The sequence below is a fragment of the Mycolicibacterium vulneris genome, from assembly GCF_002104765.1.
Taxonomy (GTDB): Bacteria; Actinomycetota; Actinomycetes; order Mycobacteriales; family Mycobacteriaceae; genus Mycobacterium; species Mycobacterium vulneris.
Genome location: NZ_NCXM01000011.1, coordinates 25,421 through 46,468, shown reverse-complemented (window position 1 = coordinate 46,468; position 21,048 = coordinate 25,421). Strand labels below are relative to the sequence as shown.

The window sequence follows — 21,048 nt, the reverse complement described above, 5'->3', positions numbered from 1 at the left end:
CGCTAGCGGCGTCACTTCTCCGGGTCACCGGCCCTGGCCAGTTTGCGAGGACAATCCCACGATGCGTTACCTGGTAGCCGCTGGGCTGTTCGCGGCGGCGGTCTTGGTGGGCTGGCCGGCGGCGGCCGACCCACCGTCGTGCGCCAGCCTGGGCGGCAGCGTCGAGGACGGCCAGATGTGCCGCCTGCACGCCACCGGCCCCAACTACACGCTCAACATGGCCTTTCCCGCCGACTATCCGGACGGGCAAGCGCTGGCCGACTACGTCACCCAGAACCGCGACGGCTTCGTCGCCGTCGCGCAGAGTTCCGGGGGGCGCGACCAGCCCTACCAGCTCGAGGCCACCACCGAGCAGCGCTTCGCCGGACAGCCACCACACAACACCCGCAGCGTCGTGCTCAAGTTCTTCCAGGATGTCGGGGGAGCGCACTCGTCGATCTGGTACAAGGCGTTCAACTACAACCTGGGCACCAAGCAGCCCATCACCTTCGACAACCTGTTTCCTCCGGGCGCCACGCCGCTGGACGCCATCTTCCCGATCGTGCAGCGCGACCTGGAACGCCAAACCCCTTTGGGCGCCGCGATTCTGCCGTCGACGGGACATGACCCGACGCACTATCAGAACTTCGCCATCACCGACGACCAGCTGATCTTCTACTTCGCCCCGGGCGAGATGCTGCCGGCGTTCGGCGGGCCGTTGCAGGCCCAGGTGCCGCGCAACGCCATCCCGCCGCTGGCGATCTAAGTGGTGATCGCAAGCGTGGCGTAGCCGGGCGCAGTGGGTCGCCACCATCGGACTGGACCCTCAGGCTGGGCCGGCCTGCAACTCCATCGCCACGGCGCCCAGCGCCAGCGCCACTTGCGCGATGCAACCGATGAGCGGGACGAAGAACGCCCGCCGCTGCCGCACCAGGAAATACACGGCGACGACGATGTCGACGACCAGGAGGGCGGCGCCGCCCCAGGTGCCCAGGTTCATGGCCCGGTCGATCCAGGCGGGATCGCCGCATTTTCGGGACCCGCAGGGATCGGTGGTCATCACCAGCAGGCCCAGCAGCACAAAGCTCGCTCCATAGAGGCCGCCGTGGATGACCAGCAGGACGGACGTCGCCACGATGTCGGCGGTGCTGCCGCGCGGGCTTGCGGTGGTCTTGTTGGTCGCGACGCCTGGCGCCGCGGATTCATCGATCGGCACTACACGAGTATGTCCGGGTCAGGCTGGGGCAAAACCGTAAACCTGGCCGTCGCTGGTGGCGGCCACCACCCGGCGATCGGTGCCGACCGATACCCCGACCGGATACCCGGTCGCCGCCGGCATCGGGTAGCTGCCCAGCGTGCGGCCGCTGCCCGGATCGAAGATCAGAAGCGACATGCCGGGTGCGCCGTTCGCCGGGGGGCCGCCGGCCACCGTGTAGCCGATGCCGCCGCCGGCCAGGCTCGACGTCGACAGGGGCAGGACGTCGTCGCGGCGCCACACCTGATCGGCGTGATCGCCGGCGTCCTTGAACGCCGCCAGCTTCGTGTCGGGCCCGCCGCCGGTGACGATCAGCCCCTGCGGGGTGACCGCGGGCGGCGTCTGCGCCAAGAAGCCCAGCGGCACCGACCATTTCACCTTTGCGTCGGCGGCGCGCAGCGCCCACAGTCGCTGGTCGCGACCGTTGACGTAGACGGTCGATCCGTCGGCCGACAGCACGGGGCTGGCGATGACACCGGCGCCCACGGCGTCGCTGGTCCATTCGCGGGTCAGCAGCGGCGTCTGCCCCGGGTGGTACTTGAGCCCGACCAGGCCCGCGGCGGGAGCGCCGGGCTGCCAGACACCGATCACCACCATCCCGTTGGCCGCCGAGAAGGCGGGCGCGGCCGCGACGGGGCAGCCCTGGCGGGCGGGTGCGCAGTCGGCCAGCCCGCGCGCGGCGTCGGTGGGGTCGACGCCGTCGACCAGGTCGAGCGGGCTCCCCGACACCTGGCCGCGATGGGAGTCGAAGACCAGCACCTGTCCCAGGTGCGTGGCCACCAGGAGCGCGCCTTGCCCGACGAATCGCGGCGTGGTGGGCATGCCGATCACCGGCTGGCGCCACCGCGTCCACTGGGTCACCGGGAAAGACAGGAGCGTTCCGGGCTGGCCGACGTAGAGGTTGTCGAATCCGTCGAGCAGCGGGCCGCCGAAGCCGCCGCCCTGGGCCAGACGCACGCACCAGCGCTGCCGCCCGTTGTTGTTGTTCTCCCATTCCATCAGCGAGCATCCCGCCGAGGTTTGGGCGTTGAGGGCCAGATAACCCCGCGCGCTCAGCGCCGGCCCGGCGGCCAGGCTTCCCTTGACCGACCGGGTCCACTGCAGTGAGAGCTTGGAGGCCCCGTCGGTGGCGGTGTAGCTGCTGTTGGCGGCATCGGCGTACTGCGCCGGCCAGCCCTGCGCGGCCGAGGCGTCGACCCAGGAATCGGTGTTGCCGCAGGCGCCCGCCCCGATGGCGATCACCGCCGCCAACGCGACGGATGACGAACGCCGGAGCCCACTGACGAGTTGTCGGGCAAGCACCTTCGGTTTTCCCAATCCTTTTCGCGTGGCGGGCCGCGCGCGGGCGGATCCGGCCGTGGGGCGGCAATCGAGTACAGGTGAGGGTAACCCGTGGCGGTTCGCGGGCTTACGATTGATCGAGTTAGGCTGTCCGGCCATGACGAGCATGTGGGGTGCACCGGTCCATCGCCGTTGGCGTGGATCGAACCTGCGGGACCCGCGCCAGGCCAAGTTCCTCACGCTGGCCTCGCTGAAATGGGTGCTGCGCAACCGCGCGTACACCCCGTGGTACCTGGTGCGTTATTGGCGGCTGCTGAAGTTCAAATTGGCCAACCCGCACATCATCACCCGCGGCATGGTGTTCCTCGGCAAGGACGTGGAGATCCACGCGACGCCGGAGCTGGCGCAGCTCGAGATCGGCCGGTGGGTGCACATCGGCGACAAGAACACCATCCGCGCGCATGAAGGCTCGCTGCGGTTCGGCGACAAGGTGGTGTTGGGTCGCGACAACGTCATCAACGCCTACCTCGACATCGAGCTCGGCGATTCGGTGTTGATGGCCGACTGGTGCTACGTCTGCGATTTCGACCACCGCATGGACAACATCGACATGCCGATCAAGGACCAGGGCATCGTCAAGTCCCCGGTGCGGATAGGGCCGGACACCTGGGTGGGCGTGAAGGTGTCGGTGCTGCGTGGCACGTCCGTCGGACGCGGTTGCGTGCTGGGGTCTCACGCGGTGGTCCGCGGGGTGATCCCGGACTTCTCGATCGCGGTCGGAGCACCGGCCAAGGTGGTCAAGAACCGCCAGCTCGCCTGGGAGAGCTCGGCAGCGCAGCGTGCCGAACTGGCGGCCGCGCTGGCCGACATCGAACGCAAGAAGGCCGCGCGCTAGCCTTCCGCTTGCGGCTGCTCGTCGCCCTCAGGGCGGCAGCGGCGCCGAAGTGGCGAACCGCGATCAGATGCTCTGGTAGCGCCGCAGCGCCTCGGTCCGCTCGGCGGCGTGGTCAACGATGGGCGCCGGGTAGCCGTCCGGCCGCTCACCCTTGCGCAGGTGCACGTCGTCGGCCGAGCGCAGTTCGGGTACCCAGCGCCGGACGTAAGTGCCGGACGGGTCGAACTTCTCGCCCTGGGTGATCGGGTTGAACACCCGGAAGTAGGGTGCGGCATCGGTACCGCAACCCGCACACCACTGCCAGCCGTGCTGGTTGTTCGCCATGTCGCCGTCCACCAGCTGGTCCAGGAACCATTCGGCACCCCACTGCCACGGCAGGTGCAGGTCCTTGACCAGGAACGACGCCACGATCATCCGCACCCGGTTGTGCATGAAGCCGGTCTGGCGCAGCTGGCGCATGCCGGCGTCGACGAAGGGAAATCCGGTCTCGCCGGCTTTCCACGCCTCGAAGCGGCGTTTGGCCTCGGCGCCGGTGTCGGTCTGGATGCCGTCGAAGTCGCTGTTCCAGTTGCGCCAGGCGCTGGCCGGCCAGTGGTGCAGCACGTCGGCGTAGAAGTCACGAAAAGCCAACTCCCGCAGGAAGGCTTGTGCCCCGCCGCTGCGCAGGTCCAGGTCGGCGACCAGGGTGCGGGGATGAATGGTGCCGAACTTCAGGTGCGCCGACATGCGGCTGGTCCCCGTCAGGTCCGGCCTGTTGCGGTCCTTGGCGTAGCTCTGTAATCCCTTGTCCACAAACGACTTCCACTGCTTGCGCGCCGCCACCTCGCCGGCTTCCACCTCGAGGGCCGGTCCGGGATCGGGGATCTCGCATTGCTCGATCCGCAGCTGCGCCGGATCCAGCCAGCGTGCGAACTCCGCGTCCGACTTCGCCGGTTCGCGCCAGCCGGTCTTTTGCCACTGACGCAGGAACGGGGTGAACACCTTGTAAGACGAGCCGTCCGGCTTGGTGACGCGGCCGGGCGAGACCAGATACGGCGACCCCGTCGCCACCAGCGGCACCGAATCCAGTGCTGCGCCGACCTTCTCGTCGCGGCGCTTACCGAACGGCGCGTAGTCCTCGGAGACGTGCACCGATGACGCATCGATTTCCTTGGCGATGCGCGGAATCTGCGTGTGGGGCTGCCCGCGGGTGACGAGGAGCCGGCCGTCGAGATCGTCGCGCAGCCGGCGCAGCGAGTCACCCAGGTACTGCAGCCGGCGTTGTCCCGACGACTTTTCCAGGCGTGGATCGAGCACGAAGCAGGCGAGCACCTCGTCGTTCTCGGCCGCGGCGATCAGCGCCGGATGGTCGCGCAACCGCAGATCGCGGCGAAACCACAGCAGTGCCGGCATGATCTATCGGTTCAGTCGCCAGATGTGGGTGGACAGGATGGTCGCGAAGCCACACCACAGCGGGTAGGGCAGCAACGCCAGCCCGCCGCGTGGCGTGGCTTGGGCCGTGCGCCTGACCAGATCTGCGCTGCTGGCCGTCAGCGCCGCGGCGCCGACCGCGCTCGCGCCGAGTTTGTGATACCCGAAGAACAGCCAACTCCATCCGGCATTCAGGAGCAGGTTGACCGCCAGCGCCACGGTGTAGGTGCGTGCCTTGTCGTGCTGCCCGGCCGCGCGAAACCGGTCGATGGCCACCGCTGCCGTACCCGCGATGTCAGCGTAGAGCGTCGTCCACACGGTGGGAAAGGCGGCGCGGGGCGGCTGGTAGGAGGGCTTGCGAAGCCGCGAGTACCACCTGGGAATGGCGTTGCTGCTGGCGATGCTTCCGGTGCCGGCGGCAGCGGCGACGGCCAGGCCGGTCGCGGCCAGTGTCGACCTGTTCACGGTGTGCTCCGTTCTGGTTGTTTCCGGTCCGCTTGTTGCTCAACGGCTTTGGTGGGGGCAGGGTTGGTCGGCCACCAGATCCGGTCGCCGATGAGGGCGAACAGGGCCGGGATGACGAGCGTGCGCACCACGAAGGTGTCGAGCAGGATGCCCAGGCCGACGATGATGCCCAGCTGGGTCAGGACGATCAGCGGCAACACCCCGAGCACGCAGAACACGGCGGCCAAAACGATTCCCGCGCTGGTGATCACGCCCCCGGTGGCCGACACCGCCCGCACCATTCCCCCGCGGGCACCGTGCTGCGCGGCTTCCTCGCGGGCCCGGGTGACCAAGAAGATCGTGTAGTCCACGCCGAGTGCCGCAAGGAACAGAAAGGCGAACAGCGGGGTGGTGTTGTCCAGCGCCGGGAACCCGAAGACGTGCAGGCTCGCCCAGCCGCCCATGCCCAGCGCGGCCAGCGCGCCCAGAATCGTCGCGGCCAGCAGCGTCGGTGGCGCGAGGGCCGACCGCAGCAGCACGTAGAGGACGATCAGGATGACGGCCAGGATGGCCGGGATCAGCAGCACCCGGTCATGCGTGGCCGCGTCGCGGATGTCCAGGGCCTGTGCGTCGGCGCCGCCCACCAGCGCGTGCGGATCGACGGCCCGCGTCGAATCCCGCAGTGCGGCAACGATGCCGAATGCCCGCTGTGACGACGGCGGCGCGTCGATCACCACCGACCACTTCGTCCGCCCCGATCCCGACCGGCCCGACTCGGTCGCCGAGACGACACCGGGGGTGGACGTGATCGCCCGCTGCACGAGTGCGGCGTGATCGGTCGGGGTGACGACCAGGGTGGGATTGGCTAAGCCGGCCGGAAAGTGTTCGGCCACAACGGTGTAACCGGCTACCGAATCCGCGCGGACCCGGAACTGCTCGGTCTGCGACAAACCGATCCGGGTCCCGAACAGGCCGGCGCCAAGGGCAGCCAGCACGGCGATGGCGACCGCCGCGACCAGTGCGGGGCGCCCGCCCACCCATTCGGCGACGCGATGCCAGCCGCCGGATTCCAGGGTTTCGTCGTCCCCGGCGTCCGGGATGAACGGCCAGAACAATCGCCGGCCGCACACGGCCAGCAGCGGGGGCAGAATCACCAGCACCGAAATCGCGGCAACCACAAGGCCGCACGCCGCCAGGGCGCCCAGGCTGCGGGTGCTCGGGGTGGACGCGAACAGCAGGGTGAGCAGCGCCAGCACCACGGTGGCGTTGCTGGCGACGATGGCCGGCGCCGCCCTGCGCATGGCATGACGCAGCGCGGCGCGGTGCGCGGACTGGCGCCGGAGCTCCTGGCGATACCGGGAGATCAGCAACAGTGCGTAGTTGGTACCGGCGCCGAAGACCAGCACGCTGGTGATCCCGGAGGTGGCACCGTCGAAGCTCAGCCCGGTCAGCGACGCCACCGACGTGCCGACCGCGGCGGCCACCCGATCGGCGAACCCGACCACGAGCAGCGGGACCAGCCACAGCACCGGGGAGCGGTAGGTGGCGATCAGCAGCAGCGCCACCACCGCAGTCGTCACGGCGAGCAGGGTGATGTTCGCGCCTGTGAAGGCGCTGGCAATGTCGGCGCCGAATGCCGGGCCGCCCGTCACGTGGACCTGCAGGTCCGAGGGCAAACCGCTGGCCGCGGCCGTGCGCAGCGTGGCGACGGCGTCGCCCAGGGCGAGCCCGGACAGGCTGGCGCTGATCGGCACGACGGCGAGGACGGCCTTGTAATCCTGCGAGGGAATCAGAGGAGCCGCCGCGATCGCTCCGGGCTGCGCTGCCGCCTGCACCCGATCGCGTGCTGATTGTGCTGCGGCGATATCGGCCGCGATGAGGACCCGGCCATCGCTGCGGCTGACCACCACGATCAGCGGGGCTTTGTCACCCCCGGGAAATTGCTTTGCCAGCGCTTCGACCTGCGCGGATTGGGCTGATACCGGAACCCACTGCGGGGATTGACCCGCGGCGGCGTTGCCGCCGACGAGAACCATGAATGCGACACCCAGCAGGGCCGTGACCAGCGCGAGCAGCCATGAACGCGGGCGCGTCACAGCGGCGGCCAGGTAATCCCACACCACGAATACAACCCTTTCAGTTTGTTAAACATTAATCAACTGAAATGACGCATCGCCACGCGGCAGCACCGGCGGTACGCAAGAGGGGGCAATATGGACATTATGAAACGCCGGGCGGGGGCAGTGTCGGACGCGAGGGGGTACCTGCCATGACCGCTGACAGGGGGGAGATGACCGCCCGCAAGCGGCGCCACATCAACGTCTGCCTGAACGAGCCGGTCGGCTACGACGGCGTCACCACCGGGCTGGACCGCTACGCATTGCCGTACAACGCGCTGACGCAGACGAACCTGGGCGACATCGACTTGTCCACCGGCTTTTTCGGTGCGAACCTGCGCTCGCCGATACTCATCGGCGCGATGACCGGGGGCGCCGAGCTGTCAAAGACGATCAATCGCAATCTGGCGGCCGCGGCCCAGCAGCTGGGCCTGGGCATGATGCTGGGCTCGCAGCGCATCATGCTGGACAGTGCGCTGGGGGAGCGCGCCGCGGACAGCTTCGCCGTGCGCGACGTCGCCCCGGATGTGTTGCTGTTCGGCAACATCGGCCTGGCGCAACTGACGAAGACCGCCGTGCCGGATCTGGCCAAGGCCCTTGACCGGGTGGGCGCCGACGCACTTGCCGTGCATACCAATCCGCTTCAGGAAGCCATGCAGCACAACGGTGACACCGATTTCTCCGGGTCTCTGAGCAGGCTGCGCGAGGCGGCCGACAGCATCGGCTATCCGGTATTGCTCAAGGAGGTGGGCCACGGGATCGGTCGCGCGGCAGCCACGGAACTCGTTGGGGGAGAAGGTGAATTGCCGGTCGCCGGAATCGACGTCGCGGGCGCCGGCGGCACGTCGTGGTCGCGGGTCGAGCAGTTCGTGCGCTACGGCGAACTGCGCTATCCACAGCTGGCCGATTGGGGCGTCCCCACCGCCCGCGCGATCGTCGAGGTGCGTGAGGTGCTGCCGGCGATCCCGTTGGTGGCATCCGGCGGCATCCGCACCGGCATGGATGCGGCCAAGGCGATCGCGCTGGGCGCCGATGTGGTGGCGGTGGCGCGGCCGCTGCTGCGCGCTGCGATCGAATCGACTGCGGCCGTGGTCGATTGGCTGCAGCCGTTCATCGACGAACTCAGGGTCTGCCTGCACGGCTGTGGCGCCGCAAAGCTGGCGGACCTGCGCGATGTCGACCTCATCGGCGTGGCCTAGGCCCGCGCGACGTGGCCGTCATCTTGGCGTACGGTTCGCCGGCCCTGGGACATCTGCTGCCGACCGGGGGCCTACTGGCCGAGCTGGCCCAGCGCGGCCATGGCGTCCACCTGCGCACCATGTCGGCCGGCGTCGCGGCGATGCGATCGGTCGGCGTCCACGCCGAGCCGGTCGACCCGGACATCGAGGCGATCGCCGGCAACGACTGGCAGGCACGAAACGCTCTGGGAGTGCTGCGGTTATCGATCGACGTGCTGTGCCGCCGGGCGGTGCTGGAGGTCGGCGACTTTCGGCGGGCGGTGGACGCGATCCGACCGGATGCGGTCATCGTGGATGCGAATTGCTGGGGCGCCTTGTCGGCCGCGGACGCCGGCGATATTCCGTGGCTGCTCTTCTCGCCGTTCACCCCGTACCTTCGCTCCCGCGGCGTGCCGCCGTTCGGTCCAGGAATGCGTCCACTGCCGGGCATCGCCGGTGACATCCGGGACGCCGGGGTGCGCCCCATCGTCAGGCACGTGTTCGACCGGCCAATGTTGCCCCGCGTCAACGTGATTCGCGCCGAGCTGGGCGTGCCTCCGGTGACATCGGTGGACGACTTCATGCGGCGCGCGCCGCTGGTGCTGGCCGTGGGTGGCGAGCCGTTCGAGTACCCGCATCCCGGATGGGCCGGTCTGGTGCACCACATCGGCGCGTGCGTGTTCGAGCCCACACCGACTGCCACACCGGAGTGGATCGACGCCATCGATCGTCCGATGGTGCTGGTGAACACCTCCTCGCTACGGCAGGCCGACGAGGCCTTGGGGCGAATCGCCTTGCGCGCGCTGGCCGACGAGGACGTTCATGTGGTGGCGACGTTTCCGGCCGGTGTACCCGCCGATCTGCCGCGGCCGGCGAACGCGACCGTATGCCGGTTCGTGCCGCACGCGGCCATCCTCGCCAAGGCCAGCTGCGCCATCACGCACGGCGGCATGGGCACGACGCTGAAGGCCCTCGATCGCGGCGTGCCGGTCTGCGTCGTGCCGTTCGCCCGCGACCAGGCCGAGGTGGCGCGGCGGGTCGAGGTTGCGCGCTGCGGCACCCGCCTGGCCGCGAAGAAGCTCACCGCGGCGCGGCTGAGGGCCAAGGTGCGCGAGGCGATGACGATGGCCGTCGGTGCGGCCCGGGTGGCGGCCGGATTCGCGGCGACGGGGGGCGTGGTCCGCGGTGCCGACCTGATCGAGCAGCGGCTACTGGGCTGCGCGGCCGAGTGGCCGGTTCACTAGACGCCGCGTTTCACCGGGCTGCGACGGCCTTTGGCCGTCGCGCGCTTCGGTTCGGGCGCGGGCGCTTTGGGACTCGGTGCGACGAGCCGGGATTCGAAGCTCACCATCGCCTCGATCATCGACGTGAACACCCGATGTGCGGCCGCCAGGTCGCGATCGGGTAGGTCGGCCAGCGCGGTATGTAGTTCGGCGCCAAGGGGAGTGAAAAACGACCGGGCCAGGGCCATCCCCGGCTTCTCGTAGCGGAGCAGGGTCTTGCGCCGGTCCTGCGGATCGGGTTCGCGCCGGACGTGGCCGGCGTCGATCATGCGATCGACGAGATAGGTGATCGCGGCCGGTGACACGTCCATGCGCCGTCGCAGCTGTGCCGCGGTCAACGGTTCTCCGGCGGTTTCGGCGACCATGATGTGCAGCAACGCGTGGAAGTCGGTGCCGCTGACGTCGTTCTGGCGGGCGAAGTGGCGGCCGATACGGTCGGACTGCGCAGTGATCGCGCGCATGTCGGCCGACATCAATTTCTCGAGTTCGGCCCGGTCTAATCGCCGGTCAGCGGCGGCGCGCTTGGTCACTTAACCGCATCCTTCTTGCAAGATACGCCGGCCAGCCTATCGGCGACCGCTGATCGCGGCCGGGCATGCACTGAGAGCAAACAGCCCCGCAGCGTCCCGGTGCGATCGGTGGCATCAGCCTACGGCACCCGCGGCGGCTCAGCCGCGGCCGGCGGGCGCAGCGATTCATCAACTGGGTAGGTTTTGGTGCGCCGCGAGGCGGTTTGAACGGATACGCCCCGGGTATCTGGTGTGACGATGACTGTCATCGAGACTTCCCGGCGCCTGGGGCGCGCGGAGCGCAAAGTGTTGCGCCTGCAACGACGTTTGTGGTTCGCGCAGCTGGCCGTGTGGCCCATCGTGATCGTCCTGGCGGTCCTGCTCGTAGGTGGTGTGCTGTGGGTGGTGCGGCGGAGGTCAACCGGTGGTCGGCATGCCGCGGCCCCCGCGACCAATGCCCCGGCGGGCGAATACACCCCATGAGACGGCGGCGGCGGTGAACGCCAGCGACTGCGCGGCGCCGACGCGCCCGGGCGGCACGAAATATCCGGTGACGTAACGGTCGATGAATCCGGACGTGGGCAGCGGATCCATCTTTGCGCGACGGCGCGCCCACGATTCCACCGACGTCAGCGGGCACCGCAGCCTGAGCACCACGACCGCGACGCCCCAGGCCACCGCCGGCACGTGCAGCACGATGGTCCTCGGCCAGCGCAACGCGAGGAAGCCCCCGCTCGGCACGTACAGCAGGTACGCCAGGTGAGCGCCGACGGCCACAGCGACGACAGCGACGTAGGGCTTGCGCACGGTTGAATTCTTCCACGCGGGGCGCCTGGCCCCGGCTACCCGAGTCCGGCGCGGACCTGGTACCGGCGTTCGGCGTAGGCGAGGTCGTCGCGCCAGAGCTTGGTGGCCGCGTAGCGCATTAAGGGTGTGATCAGCGGCGCCACCCGGGAGGCGTGCGCGAAGCCGGGCCGGTCCGAATGCGCGATGGTGGCTTCCAGTACCGCGGTGCGGGGCCGGCCGTCGGGGCCCGAACCCATTGGCGTCGCGTGGGTTTCGACGACGCTGCCGGTTCCCTCTCCGTCCACGATGCGCATGACGATGGTCCGTGCCTCTGGGCAGCTGAATTCCGCGACGACGGGCACTCCCAGGCGTCCCATCCGGAACGTCACCGCCACCAGGAATCGGTCGACCTGTTCGGTTGGCGTCGTGAGTACGTCGAGCCGGGTGAACGAGTAGGGGTGAAACCACGCGCCGTGCCAGGGATCGAGCCGGTTGGCGACGATGTCACTCGGCTCGCACACACCCTCCAGGCGGGCGACCGCGCTCAGGGTACCTCCGGTCGGGCGTTGCGGAAGCACCGGCCGGTCCAGTGGTTCTTCCTCGCCCACCGCGTCGAGCCGCACCCACGCGAGCACCCCGTCGTCGTGACTGGGCAGCGGGCTCCAGCCGAACTCGCGGGCGTGTCCGTCGAGCGTCAGCCCGTGCCAGCGGCAAATCAGCGTGCCCCGGTGCACGGTGCCGGTCGCGAGGTCGGCGCCCAAGTGGGGACAGCTGCGCGGCCCCACGCACAGCCGGCCCCGTTCGTCACGCCAGGCGACGACGTCGACGCCGGCGACCCGCGTGCCGACGGGCCGCCCGCCGGGCACCCGATCGCTGGCCGCGAACGCGTACCAGTTGCCGGTGGGTTTGCGCTGTGAGCGTCGCAGCGCGCCCTCGATGATGGCGGGCTGTGCGTCGCGATACGTCGGGCGCTGATCGGCCCATGACGCGCGCGGGATCACCTGCAGCGGCCAGCCTTTGGCCCGGGCCGCGGACAGACGTTGCTGAAGCTGTTCGCGAATCCTCATGATCGGGGGGCTCTTTCGCGGGCGGCAAGCCATCGCAGTAGTGGTGACCGGCCTTGGGTGGGTACCGTGGCCAACGGGTGTCCGGCTAGTCCCCATCGTTGCAGGAGTTGGTTGGCGGCGCACCAGCCGGTGGTGGCGGCCCGCTCCATGAGTGCCACCGGCAGGTCGATGCGGATGGCGTCGCCGGCTAACAGCAATCCCGGTGTGGGCGTGGTGATCGGAGGGCGTTGGGGATAGGAGCCGGGCGAGAACAGCGGGCAGTCATTGCGATGCAGCTGCTTCTCGTGGACGATCTGTGCCGCGGCGGTTTCGGGATACACCTTGTGCAGCTGTCGTAGCGCGGCGTCGCGCGACGGCGCTGAATCCAATGCGTACGAGTGCAATTCGACGACCGAACCGCGGTGCGCGGTGGCCCAGTTGCGCGCCTCGCATTCGTAGCGCTCCAGCACGCTGATGTTGTCGAGCGGTTCGTGGCCGGCCGTGCCCAGGAACGCCGGCCGATGCGCCGCGACCGGGCGGTCGAGCCACAAGCGGTGCACGGCGAACGGCGGCGCGGTGCGCAGCCGCGCTATCTGGGCGCGCCAGTCGTCGGTGCCCAGGTCGCTGGACGCCGCGACGATCCGCTGCAAACCCGCGATGTCGGTGGCCAATACGACGGCGTCGACGTCACAGTGGTCGTCGGAATCGGTGTGCACCCGGAAGGTCTTCGCCCGCTCCGCGTCGATGCGCAGGACCTTGGTGGCGAGCCGGAATCGTACGCCCCGCCCTTCGAGGTAGCCGCGCAACGGCTGCCACAGGGCGCTGTCGTAGTTCGCCGACGGCACGTCGAAGATCAGGCCTTCGGAGGACCCCAGGAAGTAGATGTGAAACATCGTCGCCAACTCGGCCGCGGAGAGGTTGGCGGGGTCGGCGAAGAAGCTGCGGGAGAACACCTCGAATGCGAGATGCCTTGCCGCCGCCGGGAATCGGATGTCCTCGAGGAACGTCGCGGCGTCGGTGTGATCCAGGAGCTGGTAGGTGCCGGGCACCGATACGGCAGCCAGTGGTGCGGCCGCGCGGGCGTCGATGCGGGTGAAGTCACGAAGCCGGAACGTGGGACTGCGCGCCGCGAAGACAACGGCGTTCCACGGTGGGGTGCGCGGCAGGCCGCGGAAGCTGTCGCGCCGGCCCGCCCCGTCGATCAGCGGGTAATCCTCGACGGGAGTGAGCATCCGCAATTGCGGGTCGATCCTGCCCAGCAGGGCGCGCAGGTTGTAGTACTGCCGGAAGAAGGCGTGGAAGCCGCGGTTCATCGCGAGCTCGACACCGCCGTCCCGCTCGGTCCACCCGCCCACCCGGCCGCCGAGGTAGTGCTCGCTTTCGATGACCTGGACGGCGACGCCGCGCTCGGCGAGCCCGGTGGCGGCGCTCAGCCCGGCGATCCCGCCGCCGACGACGGCCACTCGCGGGCACGACTCCAGCGCGTCCGCGTCCGGCAATCCCGTTGGTGCGGCGAATGTTCGGCGACGCCGGTCGGCGCTCATCGCGGCGCATCCGCCAGGAAGGTGTGCACGATGTTGGCTTCCCAGCCGGGCATTGTCTCGCTGTGCACCGCGGTGAAGCCGGCGTCGGCGAGCCGAGCCCGAAAGCGTGCGGCGCCGTCGAATGCGAGCACGCTGCGCCACAGGTAGCGGTACAGCCCGGTGTCGCGGGTACGCCACCACCCGAAGGGGATGATGATGCCCCAGCACACGGCGTGCCAGATGCGGGTGGCCGCGGGGGAGTCGCGCACCGAATATTCGTGCACCGCCAGCGTGCCGCCCGGGCACAACAACTCGCGGAACCTGCGCAGCTGCGCGTCACGGTCGGCGATGTTGCGGATCAGGTAGGCGGCCAGGATGCCGTCGAACGGTCCGGTGATCCCGTGCTCGGCGAGCTGTTCGACCGGGGTGTGGACGAAGTGCACCGAGGCGGGCCAGTCCTTGGCGCGCGCCGCGTCGAGCATGCCCCGCGACGCGTCGACGGCGACGATGTCGGCCTCGGGCGCGACGGCGAGCAGCGCGGCCGTCGACGCGCCTGTGCCGCATCCGGCGTCGAGCAACCGTAACCCCTTGCCGTGGTTCGGAATCCGCATCCGCCGGGCCGACAGGGAGAGCTGTGTGTGGTAGCCGGGGCTGGCGCCGACCAGGCGATCGTAGGCCGGCGCGCCCGCGTCGAACGCGGCCGCCAACCGGCCGGGCCCCGCATCATCGACGCGCACGTTGCCGCTCCCACAGCAGCAGCACCGCGGTGACCAACGCGAAGCCGAACAGAAAATCTTCGACCGGGATGTCGAACGGGAAACGCACGCCACTCAGCTGTTGATCGTCATAGCTGACGATGGGGGAGCTGAGTTTGGTCAGCCAGCCGTCCACCGGGATCTGGAACCCGAGCACGATCAGCATCGACAGCCAGTACGCCGGCCGCCGGAAGAGCCCGATCCGCAGCACCGCCAATTCCAGTGTGACGACCAGCAATACCGCCAGCACGGCCGGCAGGGTGTAGCCGATGCCCGTCATCGGCGATGCACCTTCTCCAGGATGGTGGTCACGGCGTTGTAGGTCAGCAACGCGCACACCGGGATGACGAGGAAGAACAGCACCTCTTCGACCGGCACACGGAACGGGATGCTCAGGCCACACAGATAGTTGCGGTCGTAGGTCCACACGTGCGCGGCCACCGCGATCTCATCCCAGACCAAAAAGACCGCGGCCACCGGCACGACCGCCTTGACGACCCGCCGCCACTGCCGGTAGACGCCGGGGCCGAAGATTTCCAGCGGTGCGGTGATCACCAGGCATGCGGCGAGCACCGCCAGGTATTGCCACCGATCGCTCATGCGGCCCCCGATTGACGAACGCCCCGCGCGCTGTTCCGCGCCCGCCATGACCGTATCAGCCCCGCGCCGGCGACCCGAAGCCGTCGCGCCGTGCCGACGGTGGCACGGTGATCGAACACCGCGAAGTCGCTTCTTTCGATGCAGTCCAAGATCTCTGAATACAGTGCAGCCGCGGTTGCCACGCACGGTCGCGATCGGGCGGCCAGCGTGGCGATCCCTGTGGAGGCGAATCGGTAGGTCTGCCGGGCGATTTCGTGCTGGGCGATCAGTGCCCGGCGCACCCGCGGATCGGTGCGGCGGTGCGCGTGGCACCACAGCAACATCTCTCGGTCGACGCCCTCGGCGGCCAGTTCGTCGGCAGGCAGATAGACCCGGCCGCGCTGCAGGTCCTCGTCGACATCACGCAGGAAATTGGTCAGCTGAAACGCCCTGCCCAGTGCCGCGGCGTACGGGGCGGCCTCCTGCATCGGCGTCACCGTGCCCAATATCGGAAGTACTTGCAGCCCAATGGCTTCCGCGGAACCCCGCATGTAGCGGTTGAGGGCGTTTCGGTCGGGATAGTCGGTGACGGTGAGGTCCATCCGCATCGAAGCCAGGAAATCCTCGAACAGATCCGCGCTGATCCGGTAGCGCCGCACGGTGTCGGTGACCGCGGCGACCAGCGGATCCTCCAGGTGGGCCCCGTCGGAGAAGAAGCGCTCCGAGAGCTGCTGCAGCCGCCGGCCGCGGGCGTCGGCGCCGACCTGCGGGTCTAGGTCGTCGAGGATGTCGTCGGCGTAGCGAGCGAAGCCGTACAGCGCGTGCACGGGCGGCCGCTGGTCGGGCGCGAGCAGCCGGGTGGCCAGGAAGAAGGTGCGGCCATGCGCGGCATTGAGTTCGCGGCATTGCCGGTATCCGTCGCGCAGCCGCGGGTCGTCGATTCCGGCCGCGGTCAGCTCGCCGCGCATCACGGCAGCCCCGCTTTCATGTCGATGTGCGCGGAAGATCGCGTGGCGATGCCGGTGATGCGGTCGGCGGCGAGCCGCCCGGAGATCAGCGTGGTGGGCACGCCGACGCCGGGGACGGTGGAGGACCCGGCGAGCACCGCGTTGTCGATGCCGCGCACCATGTTGCCCGGCCGGAACGGGCCCGTCTGACCGAACGTATGGGCGAGAGCGAACGGACTGCCCGCCGCCATGCCCTGCCGCGCCCAGTCAGCCGGTGTGACGACATCCAAAACCGTTGCCTCGTGCGGCAAACCGGGCAGCAACCTCTCGGCGACGTGCGAGATCATGTCCTCGACGTAGGCGCCCCCGGTACCGGCCCAATCGATGGTGCCGCGCTCCAGGTTCGGCGCCGGCGCGAGCACGTAGAGAAGGTCGCGCCCCTCGGGAGCCAGGGTCGCGTCACTGGCGGTCGGCCGGGTGACCAACAGAGACGGGTCCCGCATGAGCTGTCCGTCGTCGACGATGTCGGTGAAGGTCTGGTCCCAAGCCTCGCCGAACAGGATGGTGTGGTGGGCCGTCCCGGATGCGACGGCGGGACAACCCAAGTGCGCGACGACGGCCGAGGGTGAGGGCCGCAGCCGCACGGCACGACGTGGTGTGCGGCCCAGCAGGGCGTAGGTCTGCGGCAGCTCGGTGGTCAGCACCACCGCGTCGCAGGCGATGCGCCCGGCCTGCTCGGTCACCACCGCGCTGACCCGGCTGCCGGCGCGTTCGAGCGCGGTAACTGTTGAGCCGTAACAGAATCGGACGCCGGCGCCGGCGGCGGCCGCGGCTAGTGCGTCGGGTAGCGCGCGCACGCCTCCGCGCGGAAACACCACACCCGAGATGGTGTCCATGTAGGCGATCACCGCGTACACCGCCAGCGCGTCGCGCGGCGCCACGCCGGCATACAGCGACTGGAAGGTGAAGATCCGCCGCAGCCGTGGGTCGCTGATGTACCGCCTGACCATCCGGTCCCACTTGCGGAAACCGCCGATCGCGGTCAGCTGTGCTAACTGCGGGGTGAGCAGCGACAGCGGGGAATCGAAGTTCGCGGCGATGAAGCCGTCGAATTCGGTGCGGTACAACCGCGTCAACCACTTCCGGAGCCGCCGGTAGCCCGCTGCCTGCCCGAAGCCAGCGAACTCTGCGACGGCGTCGGCCATCCGGTCCTCGTCACTGTGCACGTCCAGCGCACTGCCGTCTGCGAACACGGCGCGGTAGGCCGGGTCGATCGTCAACAGCTCCATGCGGTCGCGCAGTCGCTCGCCCACGGCTGCGAACGTCTCGTTGATGATGTCCGGCATGGTGAGCACCGTCGGCCCGGTGTCGATCCGGTAGCCGTCGATGTCGAGACGACCGGCCCGCCCGCCCGGCCACGGCTCGCGCTCCACCACCGTCACCGCGCGCCCGCGTCCGGCCAGGTGCAGCGCCGCGGAAAGTCCGGCCAGCCCGGCGCCGACCACCACCACGTGATCTCCGCGCCCTTCGATGGTCCGCATGATCACCAGGCTCCCCGGTCGGTGCTACTCATTCGGCGCGATCCGTGCAAACGGCCGCCATTTCGGTCAGCGCGGTGCGAACGGGCTCGTCGATCGGCAGGTCGCTGAGGTGGTCGCGCGCGGAAGCGACGCGGTCGCCGATCATCTCCTCGATCAGCTGCACCGCTCCCGTCTCGACGATCAGCACTTTCCACCGGTCGATCGCGTTGTCGTCGAGGGTTTCACGATCCGCGAGCTCGATGAGTTCACGCCGGGTCGGCGCATCGGCCAGCTGGTGGGCGGCCACCACGACGCTGGTCGCCTTGCGCTCCAGCAGATCGCCGGCGCTGGGCTTGCCCGTCACCGCCGGCGAGCCGAAAACGCCGAGTACGTCGTCGCGAAGCTGGAATGCCTCACCGACGGCGGCGCCATAGCGGCCTAGTTGGGACAGCGTCCGATCGTCGCACTCGCCCATGACCGCGCCGATTTCCAGCGGTCGGCGCACCGTGTAGTTCCCCGATTTGCGCCGCGCCACGTCGAGCACGGCTTCCAGCCCGGGCATCTGGCGCGCATCGTTGGTCAGGTCGGCGAATTGCCCGACGGCAAGCTCGGTGCGCATGGCGTCATAGCGTGGCCAGGCGCGTTGCAGACGCCGGGGTTCGACGCCGCTGTCGCGCAGCATCTGTTCGGCCCAGATGAGGCAGAGGTCGCCCAGCAGAATGGCGGCGGATTCACCGAATCGCCGCGACGAGCCACACAATCCGCGCTCGCGATGCCATTGGCCGAATTGCCGATGCGCCGACGGGCGGCCGCGCCGCTGGTCGGAACCGTCCATGACGTCGTCCTGCAGCAATGCGAAGGCGTGCACCAACTCGAAACTCGCCGCGGCCCGCAGGGCCGCGTCGTCGGGCGGCGCGCCGCACAGCCAGCCCAGGTACACGAACGTCGACCGCAGGCATTTGCCGCCGGAGACGAACTGCACCAGGATGTCGCCGGCGGCATCGATGTGCGCGTCGTCCAGTTCGCCGACACGTCGCGCGACGATGAAATCGGCGACATCCCCCAGCACCATGCGCCGTACGTTCGATCGCCATGCTTCGAAATCGTCAGCGCTTAGCCAACCGATCCCCAGCGGCGGCGACGCCGTGGCCGGTGAAAACGACAAAGCTCCCATAGTGCCCAACCGCTCCCTCCCGGACGGCTTGGCATGCCCAGCCCCTTCCGGCCCAAACACCCGCGTCATACCCGCTGATGAGGCGGGCAAAACCACAGCGCTGACCGTCAGACGCACCCTTGCGTTGACCGCTACGACATACCACCTTGTTCAATAACTTAAACATTAACTTAATGAACTTCACCGGTGGGCGCCAGCTGAGGCGGGCCCTACGTTCGTGGTAGCTCTCCGGTGCCGGCGCGGCGCCTGCCGCCACCGTCCTGAAACATTAAGAAACTGAAATGTCACCCCGATCGGCGATATGCTCGCAGCGTTATGGACGCCGATGCGCAGCGCTGCGGCCGCGATGAGCTGGAGTCGCTGATCTCGGCCGATCTGCGGGAGCTGTCAACCGAGTCCGATCAGATCGGCCGATTGTTCGCGCTGATACATAGCTTGCGGCCCAACGATTTTCGTGCTCTCCTCTACATCATGGTGGCTGAAATCGGCGGCCGCCCCATGACGTCGAGCGACCTCAGCCAGCGGATGGGGCTGTCGGGTTCGGCGATCACCTACCTGGTGGACCGGTTGATCGACGCCGGCCAAATCCGCCGCGACAGCCACCCGGCCGACCGCCGAAAAGTCGTGTTGCGCAACGATGAATTCGGTCTGGCCACCGCACGGTCGTTCTTCAGTCCCCTGAATGCGCATACCCGCGTCGCACTCGCCGACCTACCCGATGCGGACCTGACAGCCGCGCACCGGGTCTTCGCCGCGCTGATCGACGCGCTGCGGTGCTTTCAGGACGAATTGGGCGAAGTGCCGAAATCCTGACCACCGCACAGGGTTAGCCGAATGTCACGACGCAGCGCTGTGCGTGGTTCGGGCCTGAGCCGGTCGTGGCCGGGCCAAATTGGAGAGGAACTGTCGTCGCGCTCGCAGAATGTCCTCCAGGTTCTGGAACGCCTCGGGCACCGAACCGGCAATCGACAGGCCGTTGTGATTCACGATCCGCAACAGGGGGCGAACCGCAGCGCCGCCGACTACGCTGCAGCACACGCGCGCCGTGCGGAGATCGTCGTTGAGGGACAGCAGCGCGCGGAATCCCTCCACGCTGAGCCCATGTAGCGGCATCGGGTGGGGCCATGTGGGTCCGCGGAATTTGCGGAGCGAATAGCGGCCATGAGAGCGCCTATCGGATGGTGGTGAGAAGGGAGTGAACGGTGTTCTGCACACCCGCTCCCGTCAAAGACGCAGCTGTGAACTCAACCTGTCGGCAGCCTACCGCCGAGGTGGGGTCCAGATACAGAAATGCCGAAACGCCCCAGGTCGCCGAGAACGCGGCGCGAGCGCGACCAGCGACTTCCGGCGCAGTTCGACGTGTGTAGACCCGCGAGGTCTTCGTTTCCCGGCCTTTTAGCAAGCAACGCCTGTTCGCTCGCCGGCCGGTCCGAGGGTTGTTTCGCCCCATCGGACACGGGTATAGCGTGTTCAACAACACAACGCGGTGAACCCCTGATGGACGTGAGGGGTGATGCGTCCCAATGGAAGAGCTCGGACGCCGGTGGTGCCGGCTGGCGATCGCATGCGCAGTCACGACGATGCTCTTTACCGCACCGGGCCAGGCCGTCGCCGACCCGGGCGCCACGGTGTTTCCCGGAATGGAAATCCGCCAAGGCAATACCGTCTGCATGGTGGGCCTGGTCGAGCCGCGGCTGCGCGTCGCGCTGACCAGCGGCCAATGCGATGGCGGCCAGTCGGTGGTGACCGACCGTGACCGCAAACCGATCGGCAACGTGGTCCTGGGCCGCCGCCAGGTCGACGCGGACTCCACCGCGGACACCTCGATGCTGCCGGTGGAATACGAGGTCATTGCGATCGCGCCAGAGGTGGCGCCCACCGATGTGCTGCCGACGGGGCGCCATCTGAGCTCCGCGCCCGCAACGCGCGCCCAGACCGGGATGCCCGTGTGCCAGCTGCGCAGCGCAACCGGCCAACGATGCGGCACGGTCAGCTCGGTAGGCAACGGCCGCTTCGCCATCACCGACATGGCCCCCGACAGCCGGGACTTCGGCGGTCCGGTGTACGCGCTGGCCGACGACAACAATGCCGTGATCGTCGGACTGGTCGAGGGCACGTGGCGATCCGCACCCCAGATCGAGTCGTGGCAGGCCGTCATGGCACAGGTCTACATCGACAGCCACACCTACAGCCCGCAGCAACCTCCGCCCGCTCTGCGAGTGATCGGCTGGCGCACAAGCGGTTCTGCGTCGCGGTAATTTCACGCAGCGCGGCACCGCGACGATGTCGCGCGCCCTGGTTTTGCCCGGCCCAGAATGGGAATCCGCC

21 protein-coding genes and 1 pseudogene are annotated in these 21,048 nt (G+C 68.8%); 6 read left to right on the top strand and 16 right to left on the bottom strand.

Annotation, left to right across the window (positions count from 1 at the left end; genetic code table 11):
- Positions 1–61 precede the first annotated feature (61 nt).
- A complete protein-coding gene (locus tag B8W69_RS12335) occupies positions 62–745 on the top strand; it encodes an esterase (RefSeq protein ID WP_085290098.1) in 684 nt (227 codons plus the stop codon).
- Positions 746–805: 60 nt separating this feature from the next.
- Here B8W69_RS12335 and B8W69_RS12330 read toward each other — a convergent pair whose 3' ends face one another.
- Together B8W69_RS12330 and B8W69_RS12325 are read right to left on the bottom strand one after the other, a co-directional pair.
- Positions 806–1,195 (bottom strand): hypothetical protein, encoded by a 390-nt coding sequence (locus B8W69_RS12330; RefSeq protein WP_085290097.1) that lies wholly within the window; start codon positions 1,193–1,195, stop codon positions 806–808.
- Between the two features lie 18 nt (positions 1,196–1,213).
- Positions 1,214–2,536: a BamB-related PQQ repeat family beta-propellar protein gene (locus tag B8W69_RS12325; protein ID WP_085290096.1), complete on the bottom strand. Its 1,323-nt coding sequence runs from the start codon at positions 2,534–2,536 to the stop codon at positions 1,214–1,216.
- Between the two features lie 136 nt (positions 2,537–2,672).
- Between B8W69_RS12325 and B8W69_RS12320 the strand changes: the two genes are divergently transcribed.
- The gene (locus tag B8W69_RS12320; RefSeq protein ID WP_085290095.1) at positions 2,673–3,410 is read left to right on the top strand and encodes an acyltransferase; all 738 of its coding nucleotides are present in this window, start codon (positions 2,673–2,675) and stop codon (positions 3,408–3,410) included.
- Between the two features lie 63 nt (positions 3,411–3,473).
- Here the strand turns inward: B8W69_RS12320 and B8W69_RS12315 are convergent, their stop codons facing one another.
- From B8W69_RS12315 to B8W69_RS12305, 3 genes are read right to left on the bottom strand one after another with little or no spacing between them, the layout of a single operon-like run.
- On the bottom strand, positions 3,474–4,802 hold the full coding sequence (locus B8W69_RS12315; protein WP_085290094.1) for a cryptochrome/photolyase family protein: 1,329 nt from the start codon (positions 4,800–4,802) through the stop codon (positions 3,474–3,476).
- 3 nt (positions 4,803–4,805) lie between these two features.
- On the bottom strand, positions 4,806–5,285 hold the full coding sequence (locus B8W69_RS12310) for a TspO/MBR family protein (RefSeq protein ID WP_085290093.1): 480 nt from the start codon (positions 5,283–5,285) through the stop codon (positions 4,806–4,808).
- A complete protein-coding gene (locus B8W69_RS12305) occupies positions 5,282–7,387 on the bottom strand; it encodes an MMPL family transporter (protein ID WP_085290092.1) in 2,106 nt (701 codons plus the stop codon). Before B8W69_RS12305 ends, B8W69_RS12310 begins: the two co-directional genes overlap by 4 nt.
- Positions 7,388–7,533: 146 nt before the next feature.
- Here B8W69_RS12305 and fni point away from each other — a divergent pair, with 146 nt between their 5' ends.
- Both fni and B8W69_RS12295 read left to right on the top strand, forming a co-directional pair.
- Positions 7,534–8,580 (top strand): type 2 isopentenyl-diphosphate Delta-isomerase, encoded by a 1,047-nt coding sequence (gene fni, locus B8W69_RS12300; RefSeq protein WP_085290091.1) that lies wholly within the window; start codon positions 7,534–7,536, stop codon positions 8,578–8,580.
- Positions 8,581–8,591: 11 nt separating this feature from the next.
- Positions 8,592–9,842, top strand: coding sequence for a glycosyltransferase (locus B8W69_RS12295; RefSeq protein WP_085290090.1), 1,251 nt, complete (start codon positions 8,592–8,594; stop codon positions 9,840–9,842).
- Here the strand turns inward: B8W69_RS12295 and B8W69_RS12290 are convergent.
- From B8W69_RS12290 to B8W69_RS12240, 10 genes are all read right to left on the bottom strand, one after another.
- Positions 9,839–10,411, bottom strand: a complete 573-nt coding sequence (locus B8W69_RS12290) for a MarR family winged helix-turn-helix transcriptional regulator (RefSeq protein WP_085290089.1) — start codon at positions 10,409–10,411, stop codon at positions 9,839–9,841. The two genes, B8W69_RS12295 and B8W69_RS12290, sit on opposite strands and share 4 nt — an antisense overlap.
- A gap of 396 nt (positions 10,412–10,807) precedes the next feature.
- Positions 10,808–11,197, bottom strand: coding sequence for a DUF2784 domain-containing protein (locus B8W69_RS12280; RefSeq protein ID WP_165762599.1), 390 nt, complete (start codon positions 11,195–11,197; stop codon positions 10,808–10,810).
- A 35-nt stretch (positions 11,198–11,232) separates the two neighbouring features.
- Positions 11,233–12,243: a DUF5914 domain-containing protein gene (locus B8W69_RS12275; RefSeq protein WP_085290087.1), complete on the bottom strand. Its 1,011-nt coding sequence runs from the start codon at positions 12,241–12,243 to the stop codon at positions 11,233–11,235.
- Positions 12,240–13,766 (bottom strand): hydroxysqualene dehydroxylase, encoded by a 1,527-nt coding sequence (locus B8W69_RS12270; protein WP_085290086.1) that lies wholly within the window; start codon positions 13,764–13,766, stop codon positions 12,240–12,242. The genes B8W69_RS12275 and B8W69_RS12270 overlap by 4 nt, the downstream gene beginning before the upstream one ends.
- Complete coding sequence (locus B8W69_RS12265) at positions 13,763–14,482, bottom strand: class I SAM-dependent methyltransferase (RefSeq protein WP_085290085.1); 720 nt, start codon at positions 14,480–14,482, stop codon at positions 13,763–13,765. Before B8W69_RS12265 ends, B8W69_RS12270 begins: the two co-directional genes overlap by 4 nt.
- Positions 14,469–14,780: a lycopene cyclase domain-containing protein gene (locus B8W69_RS12260; RefSeq protein WP_085290084.1), complete on the bottom strand. Its 312-nt coding sequence runs from the start codon at positions 14,778–14,780 to the stop codon at positions 14,469–14,471. The genes B8W69_RS12265 and B8W69_RS12260 overlap by 14 nt, the downstream gene beginning before the upstream one ends.
- Positions 14,777–15,100 carry a lycopene cyclase domain-containing protein gene (locus tag B8W69_RS12255; RefSeq protein WP_085290083.1) on the bottom strand — a complete coding sequence of 108 codons (324 nt, stop codon included), beginning with the start codon at positions 15,098–15,100 and terminating at the stop codon, positions 14,777–14,779. Before B8W69_RS12255 ends, B8W69_RS12260 begins: the two co-directional genes overlap by 4 nt.
- A complete protein-coding gene (locus tag B8W69_RS12250; protein WP_085290082.1) occupies positions 15,097–16,050 on the bottom strand; it encodes a phytoene/squalene synthase family protein in 954 nt (317 codons plus the stop codon). Before B8W69_RS12250 ends, B8W69_RS12255 begins: the two co-directional genes overlap by 4 nt.
- Positions 16,047–17,567, bottom strand: a complete 1,521-nt coding sequence (gene crtI, locus B8W69_RS12245) for a phytoene desaturase family protein (RefSeq protein ID WP_085290210.1) — start codon at positions 17,565–17,567, stop codon at positions 16,047–16,049. The genes B8W69_RS12250 and crtI overlap by 4 nt, the downstream gene beginning before the upstream one ends.
- A 28-nt stretch (positions 17,568–17,595) precedes the next feature.
- Complete coding sequence (locus tag B8W69_RS12240; protein ID WP_085290209.1) at positions 17,596–18,780, bottom strand: polyprenyl synthetase family protein; 1,185 nt, start codon at positions 18,778–18,780, stop codon at positions 17,596–17,598.
- 255 nt (positions 18,781–19,035) lie between these two features.
- On the opposite strand from B8W69_RS12240, the gene B8W69_RS12235 reads away from it, so the two are divergent.
- Complete coding sequence (locus tag B8W69_RS12235) at positions 19,036–19,533, top strand: MarR family winged helix-turn-helix transcriptional regulator (protein ID WP_085290081.1); 498 nt, start codon at positions 19,036–19,038, stop codon at positions 19,531–19,533.
- A 24-nt stretch (positions 19,534–19,557) separates the two neighbouring features.
- Here B8W69_RS12235 and B8W69_RS31975 read toward each other — a convergent pair.
- Positions 19,558–19,827 (bottom strand): annotated as a pseudogene (locus B8W69_RS31975) (STAS domain-containing protein); the annotation flags it as partial.
- Positions 19,828–20,243: 416 nt separating this feature from the next.
- Here B8W69_RS31975 and B8W69_RS12225 point away from each other — a divergent pair.
- The gene (locus B8W69_RS12225; protein WP_085290080.1) at positions 20,244–20,978 is read left to right on the top strand and encodes an Rv1815 family serine proteinase; all 735 of its coding nucleotides are present in this window, start codon (positions 20,244–20,246) and stop codon (positions 20,976–20,978) included.
- Positions 20,979–21,048: the final 70 nt, after the last annotated feature.